14 protein-coding genes and 1 pseudogene are annotated in these 15,782 nt (G+C 60.2%); 10 read left to right on the top strand and 5 right to left on the bottom strand.

The features are described from left to right. From ACI77I_RS30240 to ACI77I_RS30220, 5 genes and pseudogenes are all read left to right on the top strand, one after another. Positions 1-605: pseudogene (locus tag ACI77I_RS30240) on the top strand (hypothetical protein); the annotation flags it as partial. 338 nt (positions 606-943) lie between these two features. Beyond that, positions 944-1,309: a response regulator gene (locus ACI77I_RS30235; RefSeq protein WP_242149556.1), complete on the top strand. Its 366-nt coding sequence runs from the start codon at positions 944-946 to the stop codon at positions 1,307-1,309. A 216-nt stretch (positions 1,310-1,525) separates the two neighbouring features. Further along, positions 1,526-2,920, top strand: coding sequence for a DUF1254 domain-containing protein (locus tag ACI77I_RS30230; RefSeq protein WP_406999846.1), 1,395 nt, complete (start codon positions 1,526-1,528; stop codon positions 2,918-2,920). A 118-nt stretch (positions 2,921-3,038) separates the two neighbouring features. Further along, the gene (locus ACI77I_RS30225) at positions 3,039-4,628 is read left to right on the top strand and encodes a J domain-containing protein (RefSeq protein ID WP_406999844.1); all 1,590 of its coding nucleotides are present in this window, start codon (positions 3,039-3,041) and stop codon (positions 4,626-4,628) included. Then, on the top strand, positions 4,625-5,623 hold the full coding sequence (locus ACI77I_RS30220) for a DUF3829 domain-containing protein (protein ID WP_094951815.1): 999 nt from the start codon (positions 4,625-4,627) through the stop codon (positions 5,621-5,623). The genes ACI77I_RS30225 and ACI77I_RS30220 overlap by 4 nt, the downstream gene beginning before the upstream one ends. A gap of 4 nt (positions 5,624-5,627) precedes the next feature. On the opposite strand, the gene ACI77I_RS30215 is transcribed toward ACI77I_RS30220, so the two are convergent. Together ACI77I_RS30215 and ACI77I_RS30210 are read right to left on the bottom strand one after the other, a co-directional pair. Further along, positions 5,628-6,299, bottom strand: a complete 672-nt coding sequence (locus ACI77I_RS30215; RefSeq protein WP_406999842.1) for a DUF3313 domain-containing protein — start codon at positions 6,297-6,299, stop codon at positions 5,628-5,630. A gap of 84 nt (positions 6,300-6,383) precedes the next feature. Next, positions 6,384-6,878: a hypothetical protein gene (locus ACI77I_RS30210; protein ID WP_094951814.1), complete on the bottom strand. Its 495-nt coding sequence runs from the start codon at positions 6,876-6,878 to the stop codon at positions 6,384-6,386. 253 nt (positions 6,879-7,131) lie between these two features. On the opposite strand from ACI77I_RS30210, the gene ccoN reads away from it, so the two are divergent. The 3 genes from ccoN (at position 7,132) to ACI77I_RS30195 (ending at position 9,553) form a co-directional block, all read left to right on the top strand. Further along, positions 7,132-8,559 carry a cytochrome-c oxidase, cbb3-type subunit I gene (ccoN, locus tag ACI77I_RS30205; protein ID WP_406999840.1) on the top strand — a complete coding sequence of 476 codons (1,428 nt, stop codon included), beginning with the start codon at positions 7,132-7,134 and terminating at the stop codon, positions 8,557-8,559. 1 nt (position 8,560) lies between these two features. Beyond that, complete coding sequence (locus tag ACI77I_RS30200; RefSeq protein ID WP_094951812.1) at positions 8,561-8,770, top strand: cbb3-type cytochrome c oxidase subunit 3; 210 nt, start codon at positions 8,561-8,563, stop codon at positions 8,768-8,770. Between the two features lie 90 nt (positions 8,771-8,860). Beyond that, positions 8,861-9,553: an aspartate/glutamate racemase family protein gene (locus tag ACI77I_RS30195; RefSeq protein ID WP_406999838.1), complete on the top strand. Its 693-nt coding sequence runs from the start codon at positions 8,861-8,863 to the stop codon at positions 9,551-9,553. Here the strand turns inward: ACI77I_RS30195 and ACI77I_RS30190 are convergent. Then, on the bottom strand, positions 9,550-10,062 hold the full coding sequence (locus ACI77I_RS30190) for a GNAT family N-acetyltransferase (RefSeq protein ID WP_094951810.1): 513 nt from the start codon (positions 10,060-10,062) through the stop codon (positions 9,550-9,552). The two genes, ACI77I_RS30195 and ACI77I_RS30190, sit on opposite strands and share 4 nt — an antisense overlap. Before the next feature lie 179 nt (positions 10,063-10,241). On the opposite strand from ACI77I_RS30190, the gene ACI77I_RS30185 reads away from it, so the two are divergent. Then, a complete protein-coding gene (locus ACI77I_RS30185; protein ID WP_406999836.1) occupies positions 10,242-11,834 on the top strand; it encodes an alpha/beta fold hydrolase in 1,593 nt (530 codons plus the stop codon). 17 nt (positions 11,835-11,851) lie between these two features. On the opposite strand, the gene ACI77I_RS30180 is transcribed toward ACI77I_RS30185, so the two are convergent. Beyond that, entirely contained in the window at positions 11,852-12,991 is a 1,140-nt protein-coding gene (locus ACI77I_RS30180; protein WP_406999834.1) for a glycerate kinase, read from the bottom strand. Positions 12,992-13,082: 91 nt separating this feature from the next. Then, on the bottom strand, positions 13,083-14,189 hold the full coding sequence (locus ACI77I_RS30175) for a sugar diacid recognition domain-containing protein (RefSeq protein WP_242149577.1): 1,107 nt from the start codon (positions 14,187-14,189) through the stop codon (positions 13,083-13,085). A 161-nt stretch (positions 14,190-14,350) separates the two neighbouring features. Here ACI77I_RS30175 and ACI77I_RS30170 point away from each other — a divergent pair, with 161 nt between their 5' ends. Next, positions 14,351-15,661 (top strand): MFS transporter, encoded by a 1,311-nt coding sequence (locus ACI77I_RS30170; RefSeq protein ID WP_406999831.1) that lies wholly within the window; start codon positions 14,351-14,353, stop codon positions 15,659-15,661. The last annotated feature ends 121 nt before the right edge of the window (positions 15,662-15,782 follow it).

The following is a 15,782-nucleotide window of genomic DNA, read 5'->3' as shown; positions in this document are numbered from 1 at the left end:
GCTTTGCCCAAGCACAATACCTCGCGCGCGTTGATTTAACTTCAAAGGGCTACTGTGCTGGGATGACAAATGCCATGGCGCTGGCACTGCATCGAGGAGACGAAAAAATATTTCTGGAGAACCTTCGCAAGGCCTCTACTACCGCAACGCCAATGGCCCAACATACAAAATTCAACCATGATATGAAATCACTCCAAAATGTTTTAGACCAAACGGGGGATTTTCATATAGGACGCATGCCTTCATTGATCGATTCTCAGCGCATTATTAACGACCTCAGTACTGCCACCACCTCAAAATACCTGAGAATCAGCACTGAAGATCACGCCATGCTGGCTGCCGTCAGGATCCGAAATGGTAAAAAAGAATGGTTCTTCTTCGATCCCGATAGCGGACTCGCCAAGTTTGATAATTTGCAGTCTATGCGCAACGCTATGGAGAAGTTATTAGACCGCGGGGCCATGGCCGCCACGTTAAAACCGCTCATGTCTGCGCAAGGAACGCGTCAGTTCTACGTCAGCCCGTTCCAGCCGAATGACGTTCTTGATAGTAAGGTTGATAGTTTTGCTGTTTCAATAATGGTGTCCAATCCGTTAGCACCTTGACTCGTGTGAATGGCTCCAGCCCTGATTACGGCCGAACATGCTCAAGGTCAGTTGGCCCTGCACTTGTTCGGCCAGTTCGGTCTGACCATTAGCAGCCAGGCCTGCTGTTCAAGGCGTCTCGCAGTCTTTTGTTGTGATGCGAGGGTCTGGCTGTAGCTATCCGAGCGCTCATTCGGCTTTGCGCTGCTGAACCCGCTCACCGGGCGGGACATTGCCGCGCATTAGCGTCACAATGTTTTGATCTCTGGGGAACTTACCTGGATCGACAGGACTCAGGGATGAGAATGGTCGTTAAATGACTAAAGGCCAGCACTTACAACTCCTCAGGAATTTTCCCTATGTCCGTTGCCCCCTCCACCATCCTTGTAGTCGAAGACGACGCTATCGTGCGCATGCTGATCGTCGATGTACTCGAAGAGTTGGAGTTCAGCGTGCTTGAAGCGGCGGACGCTCAAGAGGCCTTGCAACTGGTCGAAAACACTGACCAGGTGATCGACCTGATGATGACCGATGTCGGCCTGCCCGACATGGACGGTAAGGAGTTAGCGACCAAGGTTCGCGAGTTGCGCCCTGCCCTGCCTATTCTGTTCGCCAGCGGCTATGCCGAAAGTATTGACGTGCCGGCGGGCATGCAAGTGATCGGCAAACCGTTCTCCATCGACCAGCTGCGTGACAAGGTCAAGTCGATGTTGCCTGTCGGCTGAAGCCCCGCCACGGCACTACGCGCCTCATTTCGTTGCACCACCGCATATCTTCGGGCTATTTCAGCTGCTGGGAGGCTACTCTGTGCCTGCGCGCCTGCCCTTATCACTTCACGGCTAAGTCTTGCAGGGATTAACGTGACGTTCGGCCAATAAAACGGTTAACTCAGCGCCTTGATCCCACGCCCTTTATAAAGAACTCAGGAAGGACGCAACAACATGATTGGAAAACCGACGCGCCTGCTGTTGGCGAGCCTCTCGATTCTGATGAGTACCGGTGCCTTGGCCGACTTCACGGCAACCCCGGCCGAAGCCCGGGCCATTGCCAAGGAAGCCTACCTGTATGGCTACCCGGTAGTGGCGATGTACAAGACGCTCTACACCCAGGCCGTGGATAAGGGCGGTGCCAACTTCAAGGCACCGTTCAACCACATCGGTAACACCGCCCAGGTCTTCACCCCCAAGGACACCGCGTTCGCCACCCCGAATTCGGACACGCCTTACTCCTTCATGTGGATGGACTTGCGCAAAGAGCCGTTGGTGCTGACCTTGCCCAAGATCGAAGACAACCGTTACTACTCGGTGCAGTTGATCGACCTCTATACGCAAAATATCGCCTACTTAGGTACGCGCAGTACCGGCAACAATGGCGGCCACTACATGATCGCGGGCCCTGACTGGAAAGGTCAGCAGCCGGTCGACATCGACCGTGTGGTGTACAGCGAAAGCAATATCGCCTATGCCCTGTACCGCACGCAGTTGTTTGACGAGAAGGACCTGAACAAGGTCAAGCAGATCCAGAACGGCTACAAAGTGCAGCCGCTGAGCGGCTATGTAAAACAGCCCGCTCCGGCCCCGGTGTCTAAAATCGTCTGGCCAAAGCCGATGGCCACCATGACCGAGGGGCCGCAGCTGTTCCGCTACCTGAACTTCATGCTCGCGTTTGCCGCACCACAGGACAGCGAAACAGACCTGCTGGCGCGCTTTGCCAAAATCGGTATCGCCCCTGGTGCGCCCTTTAAGGTCAAAGAGTTCACCGCTGAACAACGCAAAGCCCTGGAAGATGGGATTGCCGACGCTCGGGCTGAGTTTGCCGCGTTCAAGAAAGACAAGATCGACACGCACCAAGTGTCCAGCGGTGACCTGTTCGGTAGCCGTGACCGCCTGAAAAACAACTACCTCTACCGCTACGCCGGTGCCGACTTAGGCATTTTTGGTAACTCTGCCGATGAAGCCGTTTACTTGAGCTACCACGTCGACAGCGAAGGTAAACCGGCCAATGGTGCGCGCCACAGCTACACCGTGCATTTTGACAAAGACAATTTGCCGCCCGCCGAGGCGTTCTGGTCGCTGACCATGTACGACGCCAAGACCAAGCTGCTGGCGCCTAACCTGAAGAAACGCTACCAGATCAACTCAGGGATGCTGCCCAACCTTAAGCGCGACGCCGACGGCGGCCTGACCCTGGCGTTACAGCACCACGAGCCGCCGAAAGCCGAACAGAGCAACTGGCTGCCCGCCCCGCCCGGTCCGTTTTACGCCGTACTGCGCATCTACCTGCCCAAGCCTGACGTGGGCCAATGGAAGCTGCCACCGTTGACGCCGCTCAAGTAACACCGCGTGCCCGGCCGCAAATGCAGTCGGCCGGGCAGCGCCTTCCCTGACTACCACTGGTTTATCGAGCAATAAAACGAGTAAGGTGCGCGCGGTTCTTTATGGAGTTGTACCGCACATGACTTGCTGGGATGTCCTTGGCCTGCCGCCGGATGCCGATAGCCGCACGATCAAGCGCCAATACGCCACGTTGTTGAAGAAAACCCGGCCGGATGATGACGCCGAGGGCTTTCAACGCCTGCGCGAGGCTTACGAAGAGGCCTTGAATTGGCAGCAATGGGCGCAGCAGGAACAGGCTGCGTGCGCGGTGGCGGTAGAGGCATTGGTTGTGGAGGCAACGCCGGCGGCTATCACCGCCGTGAGCTTGCAGCAGCACTATGAGCAGGCGATGGCTGCCGGCGCCGGGCTGGAATTCGAAGTGGCGCTGCTCAAGCGCTGTGTCTCGCACGACGACGTCAGCGATGAAGACCGACACTGGGCGTTCGATACGTTTCAGTGGCTCAGCGCCTGGCAGCGCCTTGAACTGCCACAGGCGCTGATCGACGCGCTGGCAGACCGGTGCAAGGACGCCCTGCAATACCGCTTGGCGCTGGCCATGGCTCAGCGCAACGAAGTGGACTTTCTCAGCGCCTACGCAGCTCGCGTTGATTACCCTTGGCTCAAGCAGCCCGCGCATACACAATGGTTTAACCAGATGCTGGCGACGATGTTGGCCGAGAGCCATTTCTGGTCGCCTGCAGTATTTGAGGCAGTGCGCGCTGGCCAAAATTGGCATGGCGGTAACAACCACGCGTGCCCCGAGGACGAATGGCAGCACTTGTTACGGCGCCAGCAAGGCCCGGTATTCATGGCCCACCAGCGTGCGTTGGCGGCCGCCGCACCGGCCACCGCCCAGCAACGCGCTGCGCGATTGCTGCTGGCGCCGATGTCCCTGGGCCAGCGGCGTGCGTTCGCACAGCGGTTAAGCGAAGCAGACTGGGAAGCGTGTCGTAAGCTGGCCGCCGCCCTTAAGGCTGACCATCCCGACGTTGCGTTCGCCCTGCCGGGAGGCACGCCCTATTTCTGGCAGGATTGGGAAACCGCCGTTGACACCTGGCCACTGCTGGTGGCGATTGTGCTGGGTTGCCTGGCCGGTGCGCTCTGCAAGGCGCCCTGGCATGCGGGCGCGCTAGTGGACAGCGCGGGTGAAGCGTTGGCGTGGTCAATGGCCTACATGGCTGCGGGCGCGCTGGCCTGGCAGGTATGGCGCCCGTTGGCACATCGGCTGCGCGTGCTGGATGAAAGTCTCGGCGCAAAACTGCCGCGCAGGTTAAGCCCTACCCATCTGCCGCTGTTGCCCGTGCGCGACCTGATCCCTGGAGCGGCCATGAGCATTGCCGTCAGCATTCAGTTCGGCCCTATCGCCGGCCTGACGCTGGTGGCGATATTGGCCGCCATTGGCGTGGGCAAACGCCGAGCGAGCATGAGCTACAAGGAATGGGCGGCGCTTTATCCACGCAAGGTAATCGGCGCAGTAGGCCTGGGTGCCATCGCCTTCGCGCTGGTCTTCGCTGGGTTGAAATACCTCGATAGCCGCCATCAAGTCAGTCGCAATCAAGGCCTGCAACAATGGACCGAGCGCGTGTGCAGCCGCATGCCGCAAACCGCCGAGCACTGCCAGGCCCCGCCTACACCCGCGCAATGGTACGGCCAGGAGGCCAAGCGATGAACCCAGGCCTATTAATACCCGTTGGCGTGGTCTTTATGCTGATGCTGTTCGGCCTTGCCGGCGCGGGCAAACAAACCCAGGTGCTCGCATTGTGGGTGGACAGGCTGGACAGCCCGCAAACCGCCTCTGCCAGCGCCCTGGCGCCGATCATCGATTGCATGAACCGCGTCGACCGGGACACGCGGCTGGCCTACCAACGCTTGGCTCATCCACCACAGGCCGATGCAGAACCTGAGTTACAAACGTCGTTGCCGGTCGGCCGCTACGCCAGGGCACGCGAGGAGTTTGGCGACAACAGCGAGCCGCAGGCGCGGCTGATCCAGAATGATGTGTGCGCGCCAACCATCACCACTAAGTTGGAACATCAGCAACCTGGCAGCCCCTTGATCGGGATGACCGCCGAGTACGTATCGCGCCTGCAAAAAATCACCTCGACGTTGGGCACTTCGTATCAACAACGGCTGTTTGGCGATGTCATGTTGCAACGCTTTCAGGACGAACTCAGCAGAAATGGAGAAACCTACACGGCAATCTCCACCCAGTTGCGCCACGACCTGGCGCAGGAAGATCAACGCCTGCGCCCTGCCCAACTGGCTTTGCTGGAGGCGCGCTTGGGTCGCGACCTGCACTGGCACCTGCTCAACTACATGATCGCGGCACGGCACGCGGTGGACCAGATAGACGAGGGTGTGCGCAACGCCAACCTCACACCCAAGGCCTTGGCGGCGTTAACGGCTGCAGTGCAGCGCGCCAACGAAAACAGCGCCGGGTTCGTGGATCAAATCCCGGACAAAAACCTCAACGATGAAACCCTGCACCTTTGGTACACCATCAGAGCGCCCGCCGATGCCTACCTCAAAGCATTGCAGAGCCTGCTGCAAGATTGGCTTGACCACGCCCCACCGCAGCAACTGAGTGACGATTACTACCTCGTCACCCGCCGCTACGATGCCCTGCTCAGCTATTACAACCGGCCTGCAAGGAACGCGTTTTAAGCCCTCAGCGCTTTTTCAGCTTCACAAACGACTGATGCAGGTCCGATGCCCAGCCATCGATAACGCCTTTGACGTCATCGGCCTTCATCACCTGCGAGTCGTTGGACAGCGACTTGCCGGTGCCTTTGCGCACCACCTGGGCGATCACCTTGCCATTGGCGCCATCGAGAAACTGCGCCTCGGTGCCCAGGGTTGTTTGCTGGTCACGAATGCCTGCGCCGGTGCTCACAGCAGCCACCACCAAGGCCACAGGTATGTATTCGTAGGGTTTCAGGCTTTCAGTCTTGCTGCTGACAGCGGTGATGGCAGCGCGCACCACGATCACCCCCGGGCCTGGGCCGTTGGCCAGTGGCAGTGATTTAGCCAGTTCACGCTTGAGCGCCTGGTTGAAGTAGAGGTTGATACCGTTCAGGGTGCTGTCCGGGATTTTCGCGGTGGCATGCGGCTTGGGATAGAACTGGGTGGGTTCGACATACACCGCGTTGTAACGGCTCACGTCCAAATTCGGGTCGACCCAACGCATCACCTCGGCCCCCGAGGGTGACTTGGCTTCCTTGAGTTGGCTGTAATCGGAGAGAAAGCCGGAATACTCGTCCGGCTGGGTGACCTTACTGGCACACCCTGCCATTGCGATTGAAGCGATGCACAGCGCGCTGACCATTGGCCTTAGTTTCATCATTGCACTCCTCATTATTGAGCTCCCTGGAGGTGATCATCGAGACACGGAGCCTTATGTATAGCCAACGCAGTGATAAATTGCTCAGCCGCGTTCGCGCGGGATCAGGCTCTGCAACTGCGACGCCAGGAAGTTCGCGTCGAAGGCAAAGGTGTCCGGGTCTTTGAGGCCGTTGGTTTTCTTCCACAACCAGTCGTTTTTGTCGGCCGCCAGCACCAGCGAGACACTCCCGTGCCGTGCGGCGGTCAGGCCCATGACCGACACGGAAATCGAGCCGCCCGCGCCCATTACGTCAGGCACGAACTCCACCGGCTTGCCGGTGATCTGCACGGTCAGCTTCTCGGTCTTGAAGGTTGATGTTTCTACCGGCAGGCTCGGGCCACTGGCCACGTAGGCTTCACGCTGGACCTCCAGCAAACCCACGGTTTTGACCGGCTCCAGCCACTGCTCAATCTGCCCGAACAGCTCGCCGAGCTTTTGCGCCCAGCGGGCCGACTGCACGTCGAATTGCTGCTTTTTATGCGCTTCGCTGTCGGCGTAATGACGAAGCATCTCGCCCAGTTGCTGTACATCGTCCATTGCGGCGTTCCTTGGATAAGCCAGGTTGCGAACACTGATCATGGCAGATGCGGCGGCGGGCCGTACGATTATGCGATGCCAGCGCAGTGCGTTGAAGATTCAGGCGAGAAGTTAAAAAGCGGATCAGAACCGCTGTAACCAGCGCTTTCACGCCTTAACAACTGATCCGTAGTAATCGGCTTTTTCTGAGTCTGTTTTGTTTTGCCCATGCTTCCTACAGTGCCCGCCACTTGGAACCGTGGGAGGACTGAGCATGAGTAACGCAACAACCGGACAGGCCTATAACTACAAAGTCGTGCGCCAATTCGTCATCGCAACCATCGTATGGGGCGTGGTCGGCATGGCCATGGGCGTGTGGATCGCCTCACAACTGGTGTGGCCCGAGATGAACCTGGATCTGCCCTGGACCACCTTTGGCCGCCTGCGGCCATTGCACACCAGCCTGGTGATTTTCGGCTTTGCTGGCAGCGCGCAATTCGCTGCGAGTTACTACGCGGTGCAGCGCACCTGCCAGGTACGGCTGTTTTCCGACACGCTGGCGGCCTTTACCTTCTGGGGCTGGCAGTCGGTGATCGTGATCATGTTGATCAGCTTGCCGCTGGGTTACACCACCACCAAGGAATACGCCGAGATTGAATTCTCCGGCGCGGTGTGGATGACCGTGGTGTGGGTGGCCTACGCGGTGGTGTTTTTCACCACCGTGGTGCGGCGCAAGACCCGGCATATCTACGTGGGCAACTGGTTTTTCGGCGCATTTATTCTGGTGATCGCCATGTTGCATGTGGTCAATCACCTGTCGATCCCGGTGGGCTGGTTCAAGTCTTACCCGGTGTATTCCGGGGCCACCGATGCGATGGTGCAATGGTGGTACGGGCACAACGCCGTGGGCTTTTTCCTCACCACCGGCTTTTTGGGGATGATGTACTACTTTGTGCCCAAGCAAGTCGGACGCCCGGTTTACTCGTATCGCTTGTCGATCGTGCACTTCTGGGCATTGATCACCCTGTACATCTGGGCCGGCCCGCACCATTTGCACTACACCGCCCTGCCGGACTGGGCGCAGTCCCTGGGCATGGCGATGTCGCTGATCCTGCTGGCGCCGAGCTGGGGCGGCATGATCAACGGCATGATGACCTTGTCCGGCGCCTGGCATCAGTTGCGCACCGACCCGATCCTGCGCTTTCTGGTGTTATCGTTGGCGTTCTACGGCATGTCGACCTTCGAAGGCCCGATGATGGCGATCAAGACCGTCAACGCCCTCTCCCACTACACCGACTGGACCATCGGCCACGTCCACGCCGGGGCGCTGGGTTGGGTGGCGATGATTACCTTCGGCTCGCTGTACCACATGATTCCCAAAGTGTTCGGCCGCGAGCAGATGCACAGCGTGGGGCTGATCAACCTGCACTTCTGGCTGGCCACCATCGGTACGGTGCTCTATATCGCCTCGATGTGGGTCAACGGCATCACTCAGGGCCTGATGTGGCGGGCGGTGAACGACGACGGCACCCTCACCTATTCGTTTGTCGAAGCCTTGCAGGCCAGCCATCCGGGGTTTGTGGTGCGTTTTGCCGGTGGCGTGTTTTTCCTGACGGGCATGTTGCTGATGGCCTACAACACCTGGCTTACAGTGCGGATCGCCGACTTGCGCGTCGCGCAGCTTGACGCGCGGATCGCCTGAGATGTGGAGCCTGTTGATGCTGGTGTGCCTGTACGGCGCGGTGGAATATTGCCTGCGCGGGGAATCTGAAAAGAGCCTGGATGACGCCAGCTTGCTGCCGTTCGCTGATGACCCTGACGTGGCGCGGCGAGTCGAGCAGGCCACCGGCAAGCCAATCAACGCAGTGGCCCCGGAGCAGCCCAAGCCGGGCTGGGTCAACCTGGACATGTGAAACTGCTCCGGTCATTTGGCCGGTAACTGCGTATGACTAAAGCGCGCTGGATGGGTAAGGTGAGGCGACATCCCCTGTCCGGAGCATCGCATGCGCACTATCGGCCTTATCGGCGGCATGAGCTGGGAGTCCAGCGCCGAGTATTACCGCATCATCAACCAGCGCGTGCGCGACCAGCTGGGCCCGCTGCGCTCGGCGCAACTGCTGATGTACAGCGTGGACTTCGGCCCGGTGGAGCAAGCCCAGCATGCCGGCCGGTGGGATGACACCGCGCTGATCCTCGAAGATGCCGCGCGCCGCCTGCAGGCCGGTGGTGCCGAGTGTGTGGTGCTGTGTACCAACACCATGCACTTAGTGGCGCCGCGTATCGAGGCGGCGGTGTCGATTCCGTTCCTGCACATTGCCGATGCGGCAGGTAAAGCCGCTGTTGAGGCTGGCACGCTGACGGTTGGCCTGCTCGGCACCGCATTCACCATGGAACAGGACTTTCTCAAAGCGCGCCTGGCCGCCCAAGGTTTGACCGTGCTGGTGCCCGACGCGGACGAGCGCCAGGCCGTGCACCGGATCATCTATGAGGAGTTGTGTGTCGGGGTGATCAGTGATGCATCGCGCCAAGTTTATCAACGCGTGATCGAGTCGCTGGCCGCGCGTGGCGCCCAGGCGATCATCCTCGGTTGTACGGAAATCGGCCTGCTGATCAAGCCGCAGCACAGCGACTTGCCGCTGCTGGACACCACCGAGCTGCATGCGCAGGCTGCGGTGGCGTTTGCTCTAGGGGGTTAAGCCGACTTGCGCAGGCGCGCCATGCTCAGGGTGTCGACGAACACGCCGTCACGCAGGGCGTAATCGCGCAGCCGCCCTTCGACTTCGAAGCCGAACTTGCGGTACAGGTTATGCGCGGCTTCGTTATCGGCGTACACCGTGAGCTCCACGCGGCGCAGGTTCATCCAGTTGTCGGCCACGTCCAGGGCAGCGGTCAACAGCTTGGAACCTACGCCTTTGCCCTGCCAGGCTGTCGCCACGCCCATGCCGAACGAACCGACATGGGCCTGGCGTACGCGCAGGTACTGTTCCAAACCGAGTTGACCGATTACCTCACCGCCATGCACGGCCACCAGTTGTAGCCGCCGCTCGTTATCGCTGACCAGCTTGTTGCGCCAGGCCTCGACTGACTGGAAAGGCATTTGCAGCACCTGACGGCATACAGCCGGTTCGTTATAGAGCGCGGCCACGCCTTCGAGGTGGGCTTCAGTAAAGCGCTGGATCACGATATGGGGTTCAGGTGTGTGCATTGTGTTTCATCCTTTGAAAGACAAGAGGCAGGCCAGTGTAGGACGCCTCCCTGCACAATGGAAAGCGGCGTGCGCTCTAAGAGGTTGCCTGGCCAACACGTAGTATTTTCCTACAGGTCTGCTCAGCCGGCTTTGCGATACTTTGAATCTTCCAAGCGTGAACAGGATGTGTCGGCAAAATGGTGAAACAGCAGGCAATCGTCGCCAGCATTGGTGCGGCCGTCTTACTGGTGGTGAGTGCTTGTGCAACAAGACCGCAACCCGAGCAGGCTATCAGATGGCTACCGGACTGCGAGGGGCGCCCCATCAGCGGGCTGGACCCTGAGGTGGTCTCCAGGACACAGTGCGGCATCGCGACAGTGCCGCTGGATCACTTGAAACCCAGGCTCGGCAACCTCAAGCTGGACATCACCCGCGTTGCAGCCCTAGAGCCGCAAAAGCGCGCAGGCGCATTGTTTACCAACCCTGGCGGCCCAGGGGCCGATGGCAGCGGGTTTGCGGTTGTCTTGGCTTCGCTCTGGAAAAGTTACGCGGATATGCCGGACGGTGAGGCCTATCAGCACCTGACGAATACGTATGACATCATCGGCATAACGCCACGTGGGTTGGGCAGTACGCCGGACGTGCAATTGGTGTGCCAATCCGATGAGATAGTTGTCGCGCAAAACGATATTGCCGAAGACCGCAGCGCAGCCAATATCGAGGCGATCCGGCATAACGCCGGGGTACTGGCTCGAGGTTGCGCCAGCCAGCGCATGGCGCCTTACATTAATACCGAGCAAACCGCGCGGGACATGGAGTTCGTGCGCATCGCGCTCAAAGAACCCACCCTCAACTATTTCGGCAACTCCTACGGCACGTGGCTGGGCGCCTGGTACGCGGGTCTGTTTCCCGAGCACGTCGGGCGAATGGTGCTGGACTCCAACACCGACTGGACCTCGACCTTCCAGAACGCGTCGTTGATCCAGGCGCCAGAGAAGGAGCGGATCTTCACGCGTTTTGTGGCGCAGCGCGCTGCTGAAAACCCGAAGGCTTACCAAATGGGCAACGATCCCAGGGCCATCGGCGAGATTTTTACCGGCTTGCTCCCCCAGGTGCGCGTCGCCCTGCGTTCTGACAGCGAGTTCTATAGCTCAATCGAATACCTGATGGCGGCGCGCGCGCTCAGCGACTGGTTGCGTCGATCGCCTGAATTGAAAGACGCGCAACTACACAAAAAAGCCAGCGCTTATCGGTTCAGCCCCGACCCCGACATTAACCAACAGGTACAACGTGCATTTACGCAGCTGCTTAGCGTCACTCGAAACCCAGCGCCCTGGAATGACATCGCACCGGGCCCGCTGAAGCTCAGCCCTGCGGTGTCTGTACGCAGTACCGTGCTATGCAACGACTCGCCTGCGGCGAATGACGCATTCTGGACCGAGAAGGAAAACCACTATGCCGCCCGCTACCCGGTCGGGGGCAGTTTCTTCCAGGCTAGGCATTGCGCGGGCTGGCGCGCCAAGCCGCTGGCCGGTGTGCCACTGGGCAAACTGGCACAGGCTGACAGCATCGTGATGGTCCAGGCCGAGTACGACGGCCAAACACCTGCATCGGGCGCCTTCAACGCCTTTCGGAGCTTGCCCAATACCCGCCTGGTGTTGCTCAAGGGGGTCCATCAGCACGGTGTGTCCTTTGCTGATCTGAGCGCCTGCGTGAACCGTAATGTGGGTGAGTACCTGGCGTATGGCCGTAAACCCGACCGCATTGCGACCTGCTTCGCCTCAGACTGAGCCCACGCGAACCGCGTTCACCCTCGCGTCGCCGCACGCCACAACCGCGCGGCGTCTGCCGCACGCTCGCGCAGCAAGCGCGGCGCGTCATGGCAGGCCTGTTCCAGGCTCATCGGCCCGGACGGCAAGGCAAAAGCAGCGTCCACACCGTGTGCGTACATTTGTTCGTAGCCGTCGCCCAAGGTGCCGGCGATCACGATGACTGGCACGCCGTGCTGCCGGGCAATGCGGGCGACCCCAAACGGGGTTTTACCGCGCAGGGTCTGGGCGTCGAAGCGGCCCTCGCCGGTGATCACCAGGTCCGCGCCACGCACGGCTGCGTCCAGGCCAACCAGCTCGGCGACAACCTCCACGCCCGCACGAAACTGCGCGCCGAGAAAGGCCTTGGCGGCAAACCCCAAACCGCCCGCTGCACCGCTACCGGGTTCATTACGCACGTCTTTGGGCAACACCTTGGCGCAATGATCAGCAAAGTGCCCAAGGGCCGCGTCCAGTTGCTCAACCTGCTGCTCACTGGCGCCTTTTTGCGGACCAAAAATGGCCGAAGCACCGTGCGGGCCACACAGCGGGTTATTCACGTCAGCGGCGATTTCAACGCGCACCTGGGCCAGGCGTGGGTCCAGTTGCTCAAGGCTGATGCGCGCCAGACGTGCCAAGGCCAGGCCGCCCGGTGCCAGTGCTTGGTCCTGGGCATCTAACAATTGCACACCGAGTGCCTGCATTGCACCAGCACCGCCATCGTTGGTGGCACTGCCCCCAATCGCCAGAATGATGCGCTGCGCGCCGGCATCAAGGGCCGCGCGGATCAATTCGCCAGTGCCGTAAGTGCTGCTGGTGCAGGCATCGCGCTGCCCCGGCGGCACAAGCTGCAAGCCGCTGGCTTCGGCCATCTCAATGATTGCAGTGTGACTCTCAGCCAACCACCCCCAGCGCGCGTCAACGGCGTGACCCAAGGGGCCTCGCACCAGTTGGCGGCGCAACTGCCCGTTGCACGCAGCGAGTACCGAATCCACCGTGCCTTCACCGCCATCGGCCATCGGGCACTGGATCAAGTGTGCATCCGGCCAAACCTGCGCCAACCCCTCGGCAATGGCCTGGGCGACGCCTTCGGCACTGAGGCTGTCCTTGAACGAGTCGGGGGCGATGATGATTTTCATGGGCTTTCTCCGGTTTTTATAACGCCCATGCTGCCAGTTGGCTGCGGCAATGACGCCGGTCCGATGCACAAGTGTGGGTGAGGTTTGTTGTTCATTCCGACAAAGCCTGAGGAAACAGCTGTACGCCGAGGTAGAGGGCGAGCATGCCGTCGAGGGTCAGCGGGTCGACGCCGCTGAGCTCGGCGATGCGCTCCATGCGGTAGCGCAGGCTGTTGCGGTGAATGCCCAAGGCATCCGCACACGCTTGGCTTTGGCCGTCGTGCGCGCACCAACTGCGCAAGGTGGCGAGGAGTTGGCCGTTACTGTCCTTGGCCAACACCTTGCGCAAGGGGTTGAGCAGTTCATCCAGAGCATCGTCGTTGCGATGGCGCCACAGCATCACCGGCAGGCGGTAGCGGTTGAGCGTCAACAAACGCGATTGGGGCAAGATATCCCGACCATAGGCCAGTAAGTCGCCAACCCGCCGATAGCAACGGCGCAAACCTGCCAGGCCATCCGCTTGCCCGCCGACAGCCACACGCAGGATGTTCCAACCCAGGCCCTGGAGTTTTTCCAGCAGCCGTGGGTTGTCGACTTGCACAGCAGCCGGCCGACACCACAACAGCGAAAACTGCGCCGAGCTGACACACCAACTGTCTGGGTAACGGCTGGTAAGCCAGGCGCTGAGTGCCTCCGCCGATTGGCCCACGCCGAGTTCAAACAGGTACGGCGTACGTGCCATTTGCGGTTTGAGCCCCAGTTGCTGGGCCTCGTCGATGAGGCGCGGCGAGTCGCCACTTTCAGCCAGCAGCAACGCCAGCAAGTCATCACAACGCTGGCGTCGCCACTGCTGTTCGGCTTGCTGATGGCGATGGCTGACCAACATTTCGGCGGTCATGCGCACCAGTTCAGCGTAAGTGCGCAACAGCTCGGGTTCGCCGGTAATGCCCAGCACGCCGATCAAACGTTGATCGTGCATCAGCGGCAGGTTGATGCCCGGCTGCACGCCCTTGAGGTGCTTGGCGGTCTGGCCGTCGATTTCCACCACGCGCCCATTGGCCAGCACCAGTTGCGCGCCTTCATGGCGGGTGTTGATGCGCTCCGGCTCGCCGCTGCCGAGAATCAGCCCCTGACTGTCCATGACGTTGACGTTATAGGGCAGGATCGCCATGGTGCGATCGACAATATCCTGCGCCAAGTCATGATCCAACTCGAACATGGGGCTAAGTTCCTTGAAAGGGTGGGTTGTTCATCGGCACAGCGCAAAGCATGCTTGACTGTGCGCGAGCACAAAGACAGCACCCTGCCAGGTGGCCGAGACTCGTTGGGCGATCAACGTTACCTGCGCATCGCAAAAAATCATAATAAAGAGAGACTCCCATGTCACAGAGCGCCGCTGCCACACTGGCCACCGATGACGATAAAAACGCCATCTACAAGCGCATTACCCTGCGCCTGATCCCCTTCATTTTCATCTGCTACCTGTTCAACTACCTCGACCGGGTGAACGTTGGCTTTGCCAAGTTGCAGATGCTCGATGCGCTGAAATTCAGTGAAACCGTCTACGGCCTCGGTGCCGGGATTTTCTTTATCGGCTACGTGCTGTGCGGCGTGCCGAGCAACCTGGCGCTGACCAAGTTCGGCCCGCGGCGCTGGATTGCGCTGATGATGATCGTGTGGGGCACGCTCTCCACCTGCTTGCTGTTTGTGACCACACCGACGCACTTCTATGGCTTGCGCCTGTTGACCGGTGCCGCCGAAGCCGGCTTCTTCCCGGGTGTGGTGCTGTACCTCTCGCAGTGGTTCCCGACCTTCCGCCGTGGGCGGATCATGGCGTTGTTCATGTCGGCGATCCCGGTGTCCGGCTTGCTCGGCAGCCCGTTTTCCGGGTGGATTCTCAACCACTTCGCCGCCGGCCAAGGTGGCCTCGCGGGCTGGCAGTGGATGTTCCTGCTGCAAGGCATCCCGACCGTCATCCTCGGCGCCCTCGCCTACTTCCTGCTCAGCGACAGCTTTGCCAATGCCAAGTGGCTGACGCCCCATGAGCGTACGGTGCTGGAGGCCGATCAAGCGACAGACCTGGCGAACAAGCCGAAAACCACCACGGACTCGCTCGGCGAAGTGTTCAAGAACCCGGCGATCTGGGCGTTCGGCCTGATCTACTTCTGCATCCAGAGCGGCGTGTACGCCATCAACTTCTGGCTGCCGTCGATCATCAAGAGCCTGGGTTTCAGCGATAACTTGGTGATTGGCTGGCTCAGTGCGATTCCGTATCTGCTGGCGGCCGTGTTCATGCTGCTGGTGGGCCGCTCTGCCGACTTACGCAAAGAACGGCGCTGGCATTTGGTGGTGCCGATGTTGATGGGCGCTATTGGCCTGGTGATCGCGGTGAATTTCGCCACCACCCCGGCGATTGCGATTCTCGGCCTGACCATCGCCACCATGGGCGCCCTCACCGGCTTGCCGATGTTCTGGCCGGTGCCAACCGCCATGCTCAGCGCGGGCGCGGCCGCAGGTGGTTTGGCGCTGATCAATTCCATGGGCCAGATGGCGGGCTTTCTCAGCCCGTATATCGTAGGGTTTGTGAAGGATGCCACCGGGTCCACGGATGTGGCGTTGTACCTGCTAGCGGCAGTGATTGTTGCCGGCAGTGTGTTGGCGTTGCGCATGACCCGGACCTTGAAGGTATAACGCAGCCAGGTGGGTTGGCTTGCCTGCGATAGTGGTACTGGGGTTGTCGCGGGTTTGATGGGGTACATATCCGTTGTTTGGGTTACGGCTGCTATTGGTTCCGCCCTTACGGCGGGTCACT

The sequence above is a fragment of the Pseudomonas sp. D47 genome, from assembly GCF_045447305.1.
In the GTDB taxonomy this organism is placed as follows: Bacteria; Pseudomonadota; Gammaproteobacteria; order Pseudomonadales; family Pseudomonadaceae; genus Aquipseudomonas.
The sequence above is the reverse complement of the archived record's forward strand: the minus strand, read 5'-3'. Positions and strand labels throughout refer to the sequence as shown.

Coding starts and splice junctions, on each gene's coding strand:
- ACI77I_RS30230 (WP_406999846.1), top strand. CDS start 1,526: ATGATTGGAAAACCGACGCGCCTGCTGTTGGCGAGCCTCTCGATTCTG.
- ACI77I_RS30225 (WP_406999844.1), top strand. CDS start 3,039: ATGACTTGCTGGGATGTCCTTGGCCTGCCGCCGGATGCCGATAGCCGC.
- ACI77I_RS30170 (WP_406999831.1), top strand. CDS start 14,351: ATGTCACAGAGCGCCGCTGCCACACTGGCCACCGATGACGATAAAAAC.
- ACI77I_RS30215 (WP_406999842.1), bottom strand. CDS start 6,299: ATGAAACTAAGGCCAATGGTCAGCGCGCTGTGCATCGCTTCAATCGCA.
- ACI77I_RS30175 (WP_242149577.1), bottom strand. CDS start 14,189: ATGTTCGAGTTGGATCATGACTTGGCGCAGGATATTGTCGATCGCACC.
- ACI77I_RS30220 (WP_094951815.1), top strand. CDS start 4,625: ATGAACCCAGGCCTATTAATACCCGTTGGCGTGGTCTTTATGCTGATG.
- ccoN (WP_406999840.1), top strand. CDS start 7,132: ATGAGTAACGCAACAACCGGACAGGCCTATAACTACAAAGTCGTGCGC.
- ACI77I_RS30180 (WP_406999834.1), bottom strand. CDS start 12,991: ATGAAAATCATCATCGCCCCCGACTCGTTCAAGGACAGCCTCAGTGCC.
- ACI77I_RS30210 (WP_094951814.1), bottom strand. CDS start 6,878: ATGGACGATGTACAGCAACTGGGCGAGATGCTTCGTCATTACGCCGAC.
- ACI77I_RS30185 (WP_406999836.1), top strand. CDS start 10,242: ATGGTGAAACAGCAGGCAATCGTCGCCAGCATTGGTGCGGCCGTCTTA.
- ACI77I_RS30195 (WP_406999838.1), top strand. CDS start 8,861: ATGCGCACTATCGGCCTTATCGGCGGCATGAGCTGGGAGTCCAGCGCC.
- ACI77I_RS30200 (WP_094951812.1), top strand. CDS start 8,561: ATGTGGAGCCTGTTGATGCTGGTGTGCCTGTACGGCGCGGTGGAATAT.
- ACI77I_RS30235 (WP_242149556.1), top strand. CDS start 944: ATGTCCGTTGCCCCCTCCACCATCCTTGTAGTCGAAGACGACGCTATC.
- ACI77I_RS30190 (WP_094951810.1), bottom strand. CDS start 10,062: ATGCACACACCTGAACCCCATATCGTGATCCAGCGCTTTACTGAAGCC.